This window comes from Amycolatopsis sp. MEPSY49, assembly GCF_051337345.1.
Taxonomy (GTDB): domain Bacteria; phylum Actinomycetota; class Actinomycetes; order Mycobacteriales; family Pseudonocardiaceae; genus Amycolatopsis.
Genome location: NZ_JBDLYJ010000020.1, coordinates 17,509 through 32,368, shown reverse-complemented (window position 1 = coordinate 32,368; position 14,860 = coordinate 17,509). Strand labels below are relative to the sequence as shown.

The 14,860-nt window shown below is 70.5% G+C and carries 17 protein-coding genes; 4 read left to right on the top strand and 13 right to left on the bottom strand.

The genetic code is table 11. The features are described from left to right. Positions 1 to 49: 49 nt before the first annotated feature. The 6 genes from ABFJ78_RS46350 to ABFJ78_RS46325 form a co-directional block, all read right to left on the bottom strand. The gene (locus ABFJ78_RS46350; protein ID WP_436393834.1) at positions 50 to 550 is read right to left on the bottom strand and encodes a hypothetical protein; all 501 of its coding nucleotides are present in this window, start codon (positions 548 to 550) and stop codon (positions 50 to 52) included. A gap of 13 nt (positions 551 to 563) precedes the next feature. Beyond that, a complete protein-coding gene (locus ABFJ78_RS46345; protein ID WP_436393833.1) occupies positions 564 to 1,529 on the bottom strand; it encodes a PDR/VanB family oxidoreductase in 966 nt (321 codons plus the stop codon). A gap of 210 nt (positions 1,530 to 1,739) precedes the next feature. After that, entirely contained in the window at positions 1,740 to 2,573 is an 834-nt protein-coding gene (locus ABFJ78_RS46340) for a helix-turn-helix domain-containing protein (protein WP_436393832.1), read from the bottom strand. 131 nt (positions 2,574 to 2,704) lie between these two features. Continuing rightward, the gene (locus ABFJ78_RS46335; RefSeq protein WP_436393831.1) at positions 2,705 to 3,529 is read right to left on the bottom strand and encodes a hypothetical protein; all 825 of its coding nucleotides are present in this window, start codon (positions 3,527 to 3,529) and stop codon (positions 2,705 to 2,707) included. A gap of 449 nt (positions 3,530 to 3,978) precedes the next feature. Next, positions 3,979 to 4,680, bottom strand: a complete 702-nt coding sequence (locus ABFJ78_RS46330) for a helix-turn-helix domain-containing protein (protein ID WP_436393830.1) — start codon at positions 4,678 to 4,680, stop codon at positions 3,979 to 3,981. 24 nt (positions 4,681 to 4,704) lie between these two features. Next, positions 4,705 to 5,193 carry a DUF1775 domain-containing protein gene (locus ABFJ78_RS46325; protein WP_436393829.1) on the bottom strand — a complete coding sequence of 163 codons (489 nt, stop codon included), beginning with the start codon at positions 5,191 to 5,193 and terminating at the stop codon, positions 4,705 to 4,707. A gap of 597 nt (positions 5,194 to 5,790) precedes the next feature. Between ABFJ78_RS46325 and ABFJ78_RS46320 the strand changes: the two genes are divergently transcribed. Together ABFJ78_RS46320 and ABFJ78_RS46315 are read left to right on the top strand one after the other, a co-directional pair. Beyond that, the gene (locus tag ABFJ78_RS46320) at positions 5,791 to 6,195 is read left to right on the top strand and encodes a hypothetical protein (protein WP_436393828.1); all 405 of its coding nucleotides are present in this window, start codon (positions 5,791 to 5,793) and stop codon (positions 6,193 to 6,195) included. Between the two features lie 112 nt (positions 6,196 to 6,307). Then, positions 6,308 to 6,523 (top strand): hypothetical protein, encoded by a 216-nt coding sequence (locus tag ABFJ78_RS46315; RefSeq protein WP_436393827.1) that lies wholly within the window; start codon positions 6,308 to 6,310, stop codon positions 6,521 to 6,523. Here the strand turns inward: ABFJ78_RS46315 and ABFJ78_RS46310 are convergent. Beyond that, on the bottom strand, positions 6,486 to 6,797 hold the full coding sequence (locus ABFJ78_RS46310; RefSeq protein ID WP_436393826.1) for a hypothetical protein: 312 nt from the start codon (positions 6,795 to 6,797) through the stop codon (positions 6,486 to 6,488). The two genes, ABFJ78_RS46315 and ABFJ78_RS46310, sit on opposite strands and share 38 nt — an antisense overlap. A 60-nt stretch (positions 6,798 to 6,857) precedes the next feature. Between ABFJ78_RS46310 and ABFJ78_RS46305 the strand changes: the two genes are divergently transcribed. After that, positions 6,858 to 7,025, top strand: coding sequence for a hypothetical protein (locus ABFJ78_RS46305; RefSeq protein ID WP_436393825.1), 168 nt, complete (start codon positions 6,858 to 6,860; stop codon positions 7,023 to 7,025). Positions 7,026 to 7,205: 180 nt separating this feature from the next. Here the strand turns inward: ABFJ78_RS46305 and ABFJ78_RS46300 are convergent, their stop codons facing one another. Together ABFJ78_RS46300 and ABFJ78_RS46295 are read right to left on the bottom strand one after the other, a co-directional pair. After that, a complete protein-coding gene (locus ABFJ78_RS46300) occupies positions 7,206 to 7,589 on the bottom strand; it encodes a hypothetical protein (RefSeq protein ID WP_436393824.1) in 384 nt (127 codons plus the stop codon). Positions 7,590 to 7,830: 241 nt separating this feature from the next. Next, positions 7,831 to 8,169, bottom strand: coding sequence for a hypothetical protein (locus tag ABFJ78_RS46295; RefSeq protein WP_436393823.1), 339 nt, complete (start codon positions 8,167 to 8,169; stop codon positions 7,831 to 7,833). A gap of 415 nt (positions 8,170 to 8,584) precedes the next feature. Between ABFJ78_RS46295 and ABFJ78_RS46290 the strand changes: the two genes are divergently transcribed. After that, a complete protein-coding gene (locus ABFJ78_RS46290) occupies positions 8,585 to 9,094 on the top strand; it encodes an epoxide hydrolase N-terminal domain-containing protein (RefSeq protein ID WP_436393822.1) in 510 nt (169 codons plus the stop codon). A 417-nt stretch (positions 9,095 to 9,511) separates the two neighbouring features. Here the strand turns inward: ABFJ78_RS46290 and ABFJ78_RS46285 are convergent, their stop codons facing one another. The 4 genes from ABFJ78_RS46285 to ABFJ78_RS46270 all read right to left on the bottom strand — a co-directional run bounded on the left by ABFJ78_RS46285 (position 9,512) and on the right by ABFJ78_RS46270 (position 14,831). Beyond that, complete coding sequence (locus ABFJ78_RS46285) at positions 9,512 to 10,570, bottom strand: hypothetical protein (RefSeq protein WP_436393821.1); 1,059 nt, start codon at positions 10,568 to 10,570, stop codon at positions 9,512 to 9,514. Positions 10,571 to 10,639: 69 nt separating this feature from the next. Continuing rightward, positions 10,640 to 11,035: a hypothetical protein gene (locus ABFJ78_RS46280; protein WP_436393820.1), complete on the bottom strand. Its 396-nt coding sequence runs from the start codon at positions 11,033 to 11,035 to the stop codon at positions 10,640 to 10,642. Between the two features lie 2 nt (positions 11,036 to 11,037). Then, the gene (locus ABFJ78_RS46275; RefSeq protein WP_436393819.1) at positions 11,038 to 13,113 is read right to left on the bottom strand and encodes a hypothetical protein; all 2,076 of its coding nucleotides are present in this window, start codon (positions 13,111 to 13,113) and stop codon (positions 11,038 to 11,040) included. Then, positions 13,098 to 14,831, bottom strand: a complete 1,734-nt coding sequence (locus tag ABFJ78_RS46270; protein WP_436393818.1) for a hypothetical protein — start codon at positions 14,829 to 14,831, stop codon at positions 13,098 to 13,100. The genes ABFJ78_RS46275 and ABFJ78_RS46270 overlap by 16 nt, the downstream gene beginning before the upstream one ends. Between the last annotated feature and the right edge of the window lie 29 nt (positions 14,832 to 14,860).

The following is a 14,860-nucleotide window of genomic DNA, read 5'->3' as shown; positions in this document are numbered from 1 at the left end:
TTGTGTCCATAAAAGCGGAGAAACTATTTGCGTTGAATAGTTCCCTCGCTCAGCCGAGCAAGCCGAACACGGTGCACAGCAGCGGTCCGAGCAGCCCGCTCGAATCGCATTCCGGGGCGGACGGCGGGGCGGGTTCGGTGGGCGGAGGTTCGGACGGCTCCGGTGGCGCCGGTGACGTCTCGGGCGGCGGCTCCGAGGTCGGCGGCAGCGGCGGTTCCCCGGACGGCGGCGGGTATTCCCGGGTCGGCGCCGGCGGCCCGGGTGTTCCCGGTGGCGTCGTGACGACCGGGTCGCGGCCGGTCACGACGAGCCCGTCGGGCAGAGCGGGATCCGGTCCGGGCACCGATGGTGGAGACGTCGGAGCCGGCACGACGGGAGGCGGGCCGGGCGGCGTGACCGAGGGAGGAACCGGCGACGCCGGCTGCGGGGCGGCGACTGGGGACACCCATGGCCGGTGCTCCTCGCCGAGGTGACCGGCCACCGTCCACAGCGCCCAGCCGCAGGACGCGGCGGCCAGCAGGGCCGCCGCCCAGGTACCGAGTTTCTTCATCGTCACAGGCATTTCAGAGGTCCAGTACCAGCTTCCGGCCGCAGGAGCGGGACACGCAGATCATCATGGTTTCGTTCGCGGCCTGCTCCGCTGCGGTGAGCAGGGAGTCGCGGTGGTCGGGAAGCCCGCCGAGCACCGGGGTTTCGCACGTACCGCAGGTGCCCTCGCGGCACGACGACAGCACCGGCACCCCGGCGTCTTCGGCCACCTCGAGGATCGACCGGTCGGCGGGTACCGTCAGCGTCAGTCCCGACCGGGCCAGCTCGACGTCGAACCCGGCCGCGATCCCGGTGGCCTCCTTGGGCGAGAATCGTTCCAGGTGCAGTTCGAGGTGCGGTAAGCCGGCGCAGGCTTCCTCGGCGACGGCCAGCAGCGGCTCGGGTCCGCAGCAGTAGACCGCGGTGCCGGCGACCGCGGCACCCAGCACCCCGGGGATGTCCGGCAGTCCCGCTCGGTCCCGCGGCCACAGCACCACCCGGTCGCCGTGCTTCTCCCGCAACTGCTCCGCGAAAGCCATCGACGAGTGCGACCGTCCGCCGTAGAGCAGTTGCCAGCCGGCGCCGGCCGCGTCGGCCGCCGCCACCATCGGCAGGAGCGGGGTGATGCCGATCCCGCCGGCGAGGAACAGGTACCGCTCGGCGGCCACGAACGGGAAGTTGTTGCGGGGACCGCGGATCCGGACCCGGTCACCTGGGCGCAGCGCGTCGTGCACGAACGCCGATCCTCCGCGCCCGGCGTGCTCGCGCAGCACGGCGACTTCCAGCACGGAGCGGTCGCCGGGATCACCGCACAGGGAGTACTGGCGCACGATGTCCGGCCGCAGCAGCAGATCCACGTGGGCGCCCGGCGCCCACGGCGGCAGCAGGTCCCCGGCGGGGTGGCGGAACACCAGCCGGACGACGCCGTCGGCGATCGTTTCCTTGTGCGCCAGCAGCACTTCGAGGTCGAGGTCGGCCGAAGGAAGGGTGTTGACGGTCATGGCTCTCCCGGTTGTCCGCGTCGGTTCGCTCACCAAGTCAAACCAGCACCGGAAACAGCGGCATGGCTGAGAAATGAATTCCGTGTATCGCCGAATGCACGGCGCACGGGAGGAGCGGTGAAGTTTTTCATGACCTCAACTCGGCTCTGTTGTCAAATACTACTCGTTCGCGGCGGCACCGCAAGACGCACCTATTCGATTCCGGAATTTTCAGCCGAGCGAGAACCGCACCGACAGCCGACCGGCCCGCGGCTCCGGCCAGGTCCGCAGCAGTTCGTCGTGCTCGACGGGCCATTCGCAGACGACGAGGTTGAGGCCCCGGCCGAATTGACCGGTCAGCCGCGTCAGGAACTCGTCCGCCTGCCGTCCGTCGAAGGGCCCTCGCTGCGCCTGGAAGAACACCATTCCCCGGTGCGACAGGGCGAGCAGGAGGTTGACGTCGCCGTAGTAGTCACGGAACCCCGTCAGCAGGTTCTGCCGGCCCGCGACCGGGCCGCGCCGCGAACCGGCCGGCTTGTGCGGGGTCGTCCAGGCCAGCCAGAGGACTTCCGCGTCCGGGATCCATTCGTTGCCGGGCAGGGGTTCACGCGGCCGGCCCGACAGGACCCGCCCGCGCCGCATCTCCAGCAACCGGTGCTCTTCCACCAGCCCCCAGCGGGTCAGGTACTGCGACACCGTCGGCGAGCTGATCAGGATGCCGAACTCGCGGCGGACCAGCTCGGAGATCGCCTGCCGGGTCCAGAGCCGCTGGGGCAGCCCGCACAGCTCCGGCGGGCCCGCCACGATCGTCCGCACGACCCACGCCTGCTGCTCGGCCGACAGCGCGAACTGCTCACCGGGCCGCCGGCCCCGGCGCCGCGGCCGGAACGCCTCGTCGCCCTGGCGCTGGTAGGCCGCGACCCACGCGCCGACGGTCTTGCGCGAGACCCCGAACAAGCGAGCGACCTCCGCCCGCGTCACACCCGCTTCGACAGCCGCGACCGCCCGCCGCCGGAGGGCTTCCAGAGCGTCCGCGGACAGGCTGCGCGCGTCACGATCGGTCACGGTCAAGTCCCTGATGGTGGCAGCTGCGCTGTTCATGAGGAACGTCCTTTCGTGAACGGGATGTCACCACTCGTCCCTCCTGCGAAGGTCCCCGTAACCGGGCGGTAACGGAGCTTCGCGGCCGGGGAGGATCAGTGGGAGCGGCGGACACCCCATCTGCGCACCAGCTGGGCGCTCACCGCGGCCAAGAGCAGGATTCCCGCCAGGACCGGCCAGGAGAGCTCGTCGCGCGGCGGCGCGGCCAGCGCCTCCCCCGAGCCGGCCGAGCGCCGCGCGTCGAGCACCACCGGAGCCCCGCTGCCCGCCTGCGGCATCCCCGAACCGGCGGGCCCCGGGAAGCCCACCCCCGGCAGCTGACCCGGGATCGGGGTGCCGAACACCGCGCCGCCACCCGACGTCGACCCGGGCACGGCCGCGACCGTCCACTGCCGGCCCGCGACGGGCGTGCCACCGTCTGGGGCGCCGTCGGCCGCTCCGGGCGGCGCGGGGTTCGCCGGGGACGTCGGCGAGGAGCCCGCGGGAGTGCCCGGAGCCTGGCCGCGCACGAGGATGCCGCAAAGCGAGGCGAGCGAACCGCGCACCGTGGACACCAGCGGGGTGAGCACCGGTGCGAGCACGGGAAGCTCGCCGAGGCGCGTGACGACGGCGTCCGCGATCCGGGTTCCCGGGATCTCCGCCTCGCCGGCGGGGACGGTCCCGACCGGGATCGGGGCCGTGGTGGCCCAGATCGACCGGAAGGTGCCCGTCAGCAGGCCCAGCGGGTCCAGGCCGGACAGCGCGGACACCAGCGGCTCGGTCACCGATGCGGGAGCCAGCGCCACCTGCTCGCCCGGCACGCCGGTCACCGTGGCCGAGCATCCCGCCACCGTCGCCGGGGCCTCGGCCGCGATCGCGGGTGTCGCGCTCAGCAAAGTGAGCGCGACCGCGCCCGCGGTGAGAAATGGTGTGGTTCGCACGTGCCGCCTCCTCGGGCGCCGGACTCTTGGCCCGGTCTCAGGTATTCGCGGTCCCGATGTGCCAGTCTGGGAAAACTCCGACGTCGGCATGGTGGCAGCTTCGCCGCTTTCTTGACCAGTACGGCGAAAACGGGCCGGAGAGTTCGTTGCGGCCGTGTTGCCACTGCCGGACACAGCGCTCCTACCAGGACTTATGAGCGCTTCCGCGGAATGTGGACGGAAACCACGCACGGACCGCGAGGGGCAAATACCGGACGTCCCACCGGCCGGGCGGGCGAGGTCGTGATCGGGGCTGCTGTAACCCTTTCAAAGCGACCTCGGCACTCCTTTCTGGTGAAATCACCGGCCGCGTTCCGGAATCCGGTCAACTGTTTACGCCGGGGTAACACACCCTGAGCGCAAAAAAACCGCCGATCCGGAATCCGGATCGGCGGTTGGGGGCGCCGGGTTCAGGCCGGCAGTGCCTCGCCGTCGTCGAGCAGCGCCGCGTGGGCGGCGGGCCAGTCGTGCGGGACCAGCCGGACGTCACGGCCGCACTGGATCCGCAGCCGGCGCCGGAACTCGGCGATGCCGGTGAACGGTGTAGTCGCGGCGAGGAACTGCAGAGTGCCTCGGCCGCTCACCGCGACCAGGGCGTGCAGCGCACCTTCGCCCGTGGGCGACCGCGGGCGGGTCCAAGTCACCAGCAGCGTTCCCGGCGGGCAACCGGGTCGCCGGGAGAACACCCCGTCCCGGCCGGTCAGTTCCCACCGCAGCAGGTACTTGTCGATCGTCGTCCCGGCCAGCGCGAGGCCGCATTCCCGCGCGATCAGCTCAGCGACGGCTTTGCGCGTCCACACCAGCCACGGCAACCCGGCCTCGTCGGGTGGCCCGGCGGCCAGGACGTCGACCACCCGGCCCTGCTGGGCCGTGGACAGGACCAGCTGCTCCCCGGCCCGGCGGCCGCGGGGCCGGGGACGCAGCGTCGACTCGCCCCCGGACTCGTAGGCCCGCACCCAGGAGCCCACCGCTTTCCTGGACACGCCGAACATGCTCGCGACCCTCGTCTGCGACAGCCCCGAGCCGACCGCGGCGACTGCCTGCCGTCGTAGCTGCTCCAGTGCGTCCGTCGGCAGGCTTCGAGCGCCCGGACCCCGCTGAACCTCCACCATCGCCACCCCATCCGGTTCGTCGGGCTACAGCCGGACCTTCTCCCGCTCGGGAGTTTCATCGGCGGCTTCGGACCGGCCGCCGGGGCGCCGGCGCAGCCACGTGAAGCCCGCGGCCACGACGGCGACCACGAGCGCGCCCCCGCCCAGCACGCGACCGAGAACGTCCACATCGGACACCTCGGCCACGGCCGGGGCCACGGTGACAGCGGGCGCCGGGTCCTCGGGTCGTCCCGGCTGCGCGGGATCGGCCCAGCGCACGACCTGGCCGTCCGAATAGGTCTGCAGAGCTTGGAAGGTGAGCGTGCCCGCGGCGGGCAGGTCCCCGATCCGCACCGGGAACTCCTGGAACGTCCCGGCGGGCACGGTCCCGCCTTCCCACACGATCGACGTCACCGGCTTCTCCGCCATCCCGTCACCGCCGCCGGGCCGCATGCTGATCTTCCAACCGGGCAGGTTCTCCGGAACCGCCGAGCCGACGGCGGGCCGGTCCGGGAACACCACCTCGAGCCGCACCGTCGTCGCGCTCGTTGGGAACCCGGAAGGAGAGCGTGGCCGGTGCCCCCCGGGGCGACGGTGTCCGGCGTGACCGACACGTGGGCGTCCGCCACCGCCGGACAGGCGAACACCACGGCGATCCCGGCGAGGGCAGCCAGAGCGAAACGCGGCGGTTGCGGCCGCCCGATCCGCGGCGAAGGTACGCGCATGGTCTTCCCTTCGTGGTTCCACGTCGTGACCGGACCATTCCCGGTGCGGCCGGATGGCGGAACGGAGATCGTGGTCCGGCCAATAGTGCGGGACCACATGACCGATGGATGACGGCGCTGTTGACAACTCTTTACCGAAAGCTCCCCGTCACCGCGGAGCGCGGTGATCCAGCGCGCCTCGCGGCCGAAAGCGACCGGGCTGCCGAGAAAGGTGTCACATCGCCTGCGCGGCGCCGGACATTCCCGGCGCGTTCTTCCACGTCAGGCTAGCAGTGCCGCCGCCCTCTCACTCGATCGAGTGAGACACCTATTTGCCTGCGCGTCTTTTCCTTGACTCGCCCCCGTCGATCGGCAGCTTCCCGGCGGCCGGCTCGACGGACTGGGCATGAGCCCTGGAGAGATCCCCGTGAGCACCGCTGCCCAGGCCGGCCGCGACAGCGATCAGTCAGTGCTCGTTCCCGCGTACCCTGCCGAGGATGGAGGTGGAGGCCGCGATGCCCTGCCGTCGTTCTTGAAGCCGGCTCACACGATCATCAACCCGATCGCCCTCCGCCGCGGCGATATCGTCGCCATCGGCGCAGGCTTCGGCACCACCCCGGCGGCCGGGGCGAGCACCGTGTCGATCGGCGCCTACGGTCAGCTGCTGTTCCCGACCGCGCAGGTGCTGCGGCCGTTCTGGCGCGACCGCCAGCGCCGGGTCCGCTTCAGCATCGACGCCACCGTCGAGAACGCTCTCGCCTTCGCCGCGCTCGTCGGTGAACGCGCCGCCGCCGACCACACCGCGCCCACCGGGCCTGATTCCTGCCGCTGATCTTCGGCGTTGCTGTCTCGCAGCGATGAACGACCCCGACTCCTGCGCTTTCCCTGGCGCCGGAGTCCTTTGCCCTGCCTGGAAGGACGATGTCATCGAAGCTCGGACCCATGTGATCACCCTCGACGACTCCCAGGCCCGGATCGTCGACATCCGCGTCAACCTCAGCGTCGGCGACGCCGAGCTGCGCGTGCACGGCCTCAGCCCGATGGTCTCGCGCGAGACCCGCGACCGGGTGCGCGCGGCCATCCGCAACAGCGGCCTGTCGTTGCCGGACGGCGTCGTGCACCTCACCGCCTCCACCGTCTACCCACGAAGTGGGCGATGAGGTGACGCATCAGGGTCGGTGAGACCGGTTGCCAGCGTTCGGTCTCGCCTTTCTCCCGCAGCAGGATCGTGCACTGCGTCCGATCCAGGTCACGGCGACGCAAGGCCAGCGCACCACCACGTCGGCAGGCGCTCTCCTCGTGCAGCCGGCAGACCAAAGCGTCCAGCTCCGGGTCATCACCGGTGCTGGAAACGACGTCGTTGAGCTCGTTGACCCGGTCGGAGACGAGAGCCCGACGGGTGGAGGCGTTGCGCCGAGGCTTGGTGACGCGCATGGCGGGGTTGGCGCGCTCGTCGAGGCGTCCGTCGTTGACCAGGTGCTGTAGAGGCAACGCATGGCGGCGACGAAGTTCTCCGCGGCGTTGCGTCCGCCGCGGGAGTTGCGGCGGACGCGAGCGGCGTTGCGGACGTGCTCGGCCATCGCCTTGATCTCGGTGGCCGTGATCGTCGCCATGGGCCGCTCGCCCCACCGGGCTTCGGCCTTCTTCCAGTACGACCCGTAGGAGCTGACCGTGCTCGGCGGCACGAGGTCCGCGACGACGGGGATCCATTCGCTCAGCGTCGGCATCGGCGGGCGCTCGCCGTCGGTGTTGCCGGTGGGTGCGTCGCCGATGAGGTCGGCGGGATCGACGCCGAGGCGCGAAAGCAGTAGCCGCGCGGCTTCGAGGTCTGGGTGGTGGCGGTCATGATGCCTCCTCGGGGGCGGCGAGGGAGGTGTGGAAGGTGCGCAGCATCGCCTGTACGGCGGCTTCCGGATGCACGATGAGCACGTCGTGGCCGGGGTCGGCGACCAGCAGCAGGCGGCCGCCCGCCAGGGCTCCGCAGCCGCGGCGCACCGGCGCAGGAAGTGCGACGTAGGGCTTGCGGGGCATGACGAACACCCCGTCCGAACGCCGCCGGATCACCACCGAGGTCCTGACAAGCGTGATCAGCAGGCGATCCCCCGGGCTCCAGCCGAGGGCGGCGACGGCACCGCGGTCCTGCAGCCGCCCTCCCCCGTCCATCAGCGCGATCGACAACCGCGGACCATCAACCGCACCGAGATCACGCAACGGCGGGAGGTCCATCGGGACAGGCAAGGAAGCCACGCGTTCCCCATCTGGCGTGGCGACCCGCCCGGGTAGAGGCAGGGAAGGGATGCGGGTCATGCGGCACCTCCCCTGCGTGCTGCGCGAAGAGAGGGCGCGTACAAGATCAGCGTAGCCGAGACCAGCGGCAGCTGAACGCGAGAAAGACCCGCCGTGGCGGGCCAGTTACTCTGTGGTTTGGGAGATCTCCCACGTATTTGTGTCCGAGGACCGAGTTGATCTACAACCCCACGCTTAAGTTAGCTGCTGACCTGCAGCTTGAGTGCCCCAGGTCCGCGCGGGAAATTTTCACGTATGCTTGTTCAAAGGGTACTTGAACCCCATTAATGGGTATCTCCCCCCGATTTAGGAGATCATGCCGACGGTAGCGCAGAGTCACAGGCTGCTGTTCCTGCCCCTGTGCCCCACCGCCGATCCGCCGCCCGAGTGCGACCTGCCCGGTCGGCAGGGCGGTCGCCCGCAGCTGCCCATCGTCCCCGGTTTCCGGTTCGACCTTGCGGCCGGCCACGTCGGCGATCTGCGGGTCCAGCAGGTGGAAGTCGACACGCAGCGGGGTCATCGGCCGGCTCCGGTGACGACCTTCGAAGGGATCGCGGCGAGAGCCGCGACCAGGATGACAACGAGGTAGCTGAACGTCCAGCACATTGCGGGTCTTGCCACTGACCTGGTCGCCGCGGTGAACGCGGTCTTTGCGACCACGAGGATCGCCAGGCACGTCAACAGCAGCACCACCGCCGCCGGCAGCAATGTGTACTCGCTGAGCTGAACCGGGTCGATGGTCCGGCTCGCCAAAACCCGGGCGGCCTCCGAGGGGCCTGACCCAGTGTGTCGACCGGGGTCTTTCACGGGCGCGAATCGCACGAGCGGGTCGCCATGCTGGTGCATATCCAGAGAGGGGGTCCGGCGAGGGCCATACCGCCTCCCCTACCTGGATCTGTTCGTGCCGGAATTCGAGGGAAAGTCCGGGGCATGAGATGACCACGCTCGAGCAGCGAACGAGCCACGCGATCCGACCGTTCACCGTGTCCTTCCGCAAGGGGGCGCTCGACGACCTGCACCACCGGCTGGCGGCGACGCGCTGGCCGCGCCGGGAGCTCGTGGGCGATCGCTCCCAGGGGGTGCAGCTGGCGACGATCCGGGCGCTGGTCCGGTACTGGGCGAACGGGTACGACCTCGGCCGGGTGCAGTCCCGGCTGAACGCGCTGCCACAGTTCACCACCGAAATCGACGGGGTGAGCATCCACTTCATCCACGTGAAATCGAAGCATGCGGATGCGCTGCCGCTGATCATGACGCATGGCTCGCCCGGCTCGGTCATCGAGATGATCGACTCGATCGGCGATGCCGGACCCGTTCCGGGTCTCGGTCGTTCGGCAGGCCCGCTCACCGAGCCGGCCGCCGGACCTCGCAGGACCTGCTCGACCACGTCGCCGCCACCGGCCACGAAGGACTCTTGTAACCAGAGCTTGCCATTGACCGTTTGACCGCGAGTGTCGGCATCCAGTCTGTGATCATCCGCCGCTTCAAAGCACCACGCCTGTCGGAGAGCGGATCCCGCCACGGCCAGGCAGCATGCAGGAGGAGAATTGTCCCGACAGCCACAGTTCACGCCATCCACAGGATCTGGCCAGCGAACAGGAGGTGTTGAAGTAGCGGAACGCCAAAGATAGTACGGAAAGCGCCGCCAGGGGCTCGGCGACGTGGCCGAACCAGCGGGCCGACGCGCCGACGAATCCACCGCGCCCGAGCTTGGCCAAGGTGGCCAGGACGAGCGGGCCCAGGTGTCGGCAAGTGCGGCGCCACGGCGACCGCTTCCGGGAATGCCATTGGGGTTGGCCACGAACCCGCAAGCGTGACCAGCCTTACCTCGACTGCGGCGGTGACGGTCAGCGTCGTACCCGTCATGGGGACCGACGCGATGGTGGCGACCCGAGGATAAGCTTCGAGAAGTCGATTGTTGAGTAGTCTATGGCCTGGCCCCGCGGTGCCGCTGCAGGAGGGGCTGCCAGAGCAGGCGGGGTCGTGCCCGGAACTAGAAACGCGACTACTGGCTTTGTATACCCACCTGATGGCTCGCCGATCTTGAGTGCCACGCGGCCCCGCGTCGGAGTCCACAGTGTGGCATTTAGCCGTTGTCCTTTATAGACAGTCCGCAGGTCAGTGGTGAGCGGGGTGGACCGGGACACCGACTGTGCACCCAGCCAGGCATCGACCGAGGCCAAGTGTTCATTGTGCAGCTCGACCGCTGCGGTGGTCCCATTCGCGGAGCCGGACGACGCCTTGCCCGCTTTTGCCCACAGCCCCAGACAGTAGGCCCACTTCTTCGCGTTAGCCCGGACGCTCAGCACGGCGTCGATCCCTGGCACCTCGCTTGGGTCGACCGGGATCGACCAGTGCGTGGGCACGGCCCCCAACTCGCGGCTGAGTTTCAGGATGTCGATGTAGTCGCGCACCATGAGCGTCGTCGGGAATGCGCCCCGGAGCTCAGCCTCGAGCTTCTGGCGTGCCGTGTTGAGGGTGCGTTGCACGTCTGGCAGCGACGGCACCCACAGCCAGCAACCAGCGATCGCCACCTCAGCCACCACGAGCTTATGCACGGCACCCGACTCGGAGGCGATTGCGCTGGCGCGCACGAACTCAGCCCGCGCATCCCGTATAATCTCAGCCCTTTCCCGTGCCTTTCTCCAGGACACCGGAAGGTCCTGGAGGAACCGCCTGCCCGCGGCGATGTGCTGGTTGTACTCGCGGTCCGGGATGGCTGCCAGCTGGCGTTCGATCCGGACCAGCGCCGGGCCGTAGTCAACCGCCTTGCTCTGGCCGGCATGGTTGATCAGCTCGGCAGCGACCTCTGCGGTGAACCCGGCCAAGTCCTGCTGACTCGGCGAGTTGCCCTGGACGAGCGCACGCACCGCCGTGCTCGTCGTGAGCGCGAGCAACGCAACGGCAAGGTCGACTGCCATGCCCAGGGAATCGTTTGTCGGAGCTCAGATGCTACAGGGCCGTAGTTCCGCAGGCCCGCGCAGTCGAGTTCAGCCGCGTCGGGCCGGCGCGGCTCGCGGCAGGCGGGTGACCTGCTGCGCTTCGGCAAGCGCGGTGTGCAGCCGGGAGTTGTCGATGGCCAGCCGCTGGATCGTGGCGACGGCGAGATCGACGTGCTCGGTGAGTTCGCGATTCCGGCGGCGGAGGCGGGCGTTGTCCTCCTGCAGCCGGGTGTAGGCGTCGAGCGCGCCGGTGTCCGCGGCCGCGCGAGGAGCGCGGCCGAGTTCGGCGCACACGTCCGGGAAGTTGCGGCGGAAGGTCGTGTTGGCCAGCCCGAGGCGGGTGGCGAGCGCGAGCGCGCTCGGCGTCCGGCCGGTCTCGATCCGGGCGGCGTCGATCGCCGCGCGGACCTCTAGCTCGCTCGGCAGGGGGACATGGTGAGACACGGTCAGTTCTCCGATGTGGTCTGCAGCATCGCGGTGATCTTGTCTCGGCGGGTGGCGAGGTCGGCCAGCAGCAGGGGCGGCAGCGTCGGCCGGTGCGCGGCCTCGCCGGCCAGCCGGTCGGCTTCGGCCTGCAATGCGTCGGCGTTCGCCGCGGTGACCGCGACGTTGCGGCATTCCAGCGGCTGGCAGTCCGCGGGCACCGGCCGGGCGACCCCGGCGCCGTCCGTGCGGGGCCGGCACAGCGCCTTGTCCGGGTTGAACACGCAAGTGACGTAGGTGCCCGGGTAGACGTGCGGATCGTGCCGCTTGAGCACCCGGCGCAGCCGCGGGAGATCGGTGATGACGGCGCCGGCGAACCCAGCCCGAGCGGCGAAGGACTCCAGCCGGGTGGCGACGTCGGCGGCCGCGGGGCCGGTCAGGTGGTGTTCGTGCTGGGTGGTCATGGCCAGCAGGTGCTCGCCACGCGCGAGGGCCTGCTCCGCTTCGACTTCGGCGCGGAAGCCCGATTCACTGGTTCCGGCGTAGCCCTCGAACATGCGGATGCTCAGGTGGCGGTATTGGAGAGCACCGGCGATCGCGCCGCCCGGGCGTCGGGCGATGTACCAGGCGAGGGTGCGGCGGAACTGGCGGGTGGTGAGCTGCCAGGCTGTTCCGTCGACGTCCGGCACGGCGTCGTCGCGGCCGTGGTCGGCGCAATAGCGCTGGATCCAGACCAGCAGATCGCGCAGCAGGTCGTTGGTGTCTTTGACCCGCGGCGGCCGTTGGGCGTTGTCCGTCCTACCCGGGAGGGTGAGCAGCAGGTCGACCTCCGGGCGGTGCAGCTGCTCGAGGGTGTGGACCGCGCGGGCGGCGAGCCTGCCGACCACCCAGGTCGCCGGCACGCCGGCGGGGTCGTGCTCACCCTTGAACGCGAGGCTGGTGATTGTCCACCGGTAGGCCGCGCCACGGGCGTCGCGGTGGGTGCGCAGGCAGCCGCGCCGCAGGTGCTTGATCTCGCTGTCGCGCATGCCGGAGAGGTAGGCGATCGCGATGTAGCAGGCGGTGTGGAGAACACGGACCAGGCGTTCACGGCCGTAGGGGCCCTGGGATCCGCCGGTGATGGCCCGGATCCACGGTCGTCCATCGAGCCGGCCGGTGACGGGCACGTCGAGGTCGTGGCCGTCGGTGAGCCCGACCAGCACGGCGGTCTCCGCGAGCGCCTTCCGCTGGGCCGCGGTCATTCGGCTGAACTGGCGGATGCCGGCGGCGATGTTCACCAGTTGCATGTTGGGGCGGCCCTGAAATCCTGGCAGGGGTGTGCCGCTGACCTGGTGTTCGCTGAGCAGGCGGTGCAGCCGGGCGGTCCGTTCAGCCGGGGGCATCGCGTCGTGGCGGGTCCTCGACGGCGCTGGAAGCGGGGCGGGGGTGTGGTGGTGTGCGGCGAGGACGTCCGGGCCGAAGGTCTCGATGATGCGGGTGCACCAGGCCAGCAGCGGGCCCATGACGTCCTCGGGGATCCGCGGTGTGGTGTTCTCGCCGCGGGCGCGGCGCGTGCTCTGACCCCAACCGTCGGCGAACAGCGGGTCGACGGTCAAAACGTCTCCGGGCAGCACGGTGCGGTAGCGCCACAGGAACCGCACCGCGCTCAGCGCGACCTCGCGGCTGGCTTCGCCGCGTAGGGTGCCGCGGACGTGCTGGACGTACTCGGCGAGGTCATCCAGCGTGATCTCCGCCAGCCGGGGCGGCCCCGGCCGGGTCACGGCCCAGCGGGTGAAGCGGACGAATTCGGTGAAGTGCCGCTTGATCGACATGATTTTCGGCCGGGGTTCGTGCGGCGGCAGCGGCCCGGACAGCATCGCGAAGACCAGCTGTTTGATCGCCGGGATGTAGGAGTCCGGGATTTGCCGGAAGTCCACCCGTTGGTGGCCTTGCTGGCGTTGCAGCAGCGCCGCGCCGAGCTGCCAGGCCTCGTCGGCGTAGCGCGAGGTCGTGGCGAGATCGGTTCCCGGCCGCAACGGGCGCCCGGACAGCACGAAGGCGTTGTTATCGGTGAACTCGGGCGGGGCCGCGGCGGTGTGCGGGGTCAGGGGCGATGCCATGGGGCCTCCACGAGGTCGAGCAGCGCGTCGGGCGCCGGTTCGGTGCGGGCGAGTTCGAGTTCTTCTGGCGTGAAGCGAGGCAGGATGTCGTGTCGGATCGCCGACCACGCGGGGCCGTAGCGTCGCCACCAGTCGGCGACCGCCATGGCTGCTCGGCGGTCGTCGAGCGCGTCCAGTAGTGCCAGCAGCCGCGGCAGGTGGGTCCGGGTGATCACGCAGTTGCCGCAGTGGAAGCAGTCAAGGAACGAAGCGCGGCACGCGCGTCGCGTCGCGGGGTGATGCTCGTGATCGCGGCAGCCGGACCAGGCAGTCGCCGTTGCCGCTGGGTCGGTCTCCTGCCCGGGTAGGACGGTGAGTGCGCCGTCGTGGGCGTCCAGGGTGCGGCGGTGCGCGGCGAGGGCCGCGGCCTCCGCGTCGGCGATGGCGTCGGTGGTGATGCCCTGGGCCCAGTCCATTGTGGTCGGATCGTCGCGCAGGTAGTCGCGGAACAGCACCGGGACGGTGTTGCTGCGCGCGGCTGAGGGGAGGTGGCCGCCGAGCGTGCGGGTGCGGCGGACCTCGACGCTGGTGCGCAGCCGGTTGGCCGAGACGATCAGTGGCTCGCCGGCGTCGTCGAGCAGCTGGTGACTTCGCGCCCACGGCAGCAGGTCGATGCCGGCGGTCATCGATGCACGGAACGGGTTGTCGTGGCGGTGGCGGCGGAGCTGGTGGCGGCAGGACCACAGCCACCGGGGATCCTCGGCCAGGGCACGACTGCGGGCCATCAGCCGGTGCAGCAGCAGGTAGAGCCCGCCGGGCCGGCCCAGTTGCTGGCTGGGTTTGCCGATTTCCCAGGTCACGGTCTCTGACCAGCCGTGGCCGCGACCGCGGCGCCGTTTGGTCAGCCGCAGCTCGACCGCCCGTCCCTCAACAACGCGATGTTCGGCGGGCAGCTCCTTGATCGTCTCGATGTTGCAGCCGGTGACCGCGACCATCAGCAGCAGCATCGCCGGCAGGTCCGCGCGGGTCACGAACAACGCCGGAGCCAAGGTCTTGACGTTGTCCTTCTTGGACAGCTCCGCGCCGAGCGCCAGCTTGCGCAGCGTGCGCGCGCGATCGAGATCGGAGCCAGCAGGCATGCCTGGGCGGTCCAAGCTGGACAGTGCTGCCTCGCCCAGCACGAGACGTTTTCGTACCCGCGCGACGTCGCCGCGGGCCGCCGAGACGAGACGATGCAGCTCCCCGTCGGAGTACCCGGCGACCGCCGTGACCCTCAGCGGGACCCGCTGCCGCAGCGCGGAGTGGACCTCCGGCGCGATCACCGACGCGATCGGCTCCAACCGCAGCAGCGCCGCCACGTTCTCGACCTCGCGCAACCCGTAGAGCTGCTCCCGCTGCCGCGTCCGGTCCTCGATGAACCAACGGACGTGCCCGACCCGCAGCTGCCCCGGCTGCTGCGGCGGCGCCGGCGCGTTGGCCAGCGCCTGCAGGAACAGCACCAGGGGCCGCCAGGCTCCCGAGACCGCCGACGCCGAGGTGCGCAACCCACCGCCCGGACCGACCCGTTTCGCCAGGACCGCGGCGAGGTCGCGATGCCAGCCCGGCAGCGGGCAGCCAGCGAAGTCGAAACTCCGGCGCCGGCCATCCTCGCCGGTGAACTCGACAACGACAGAGCCCCCTGCGATCACCGAGACCGCGGCCGGGGCTTCGTAGGAGCCGTCGGGCAGCGCGGCGCGCATGCCGGGGCGGGTGCGCCGACGTCCGCGGG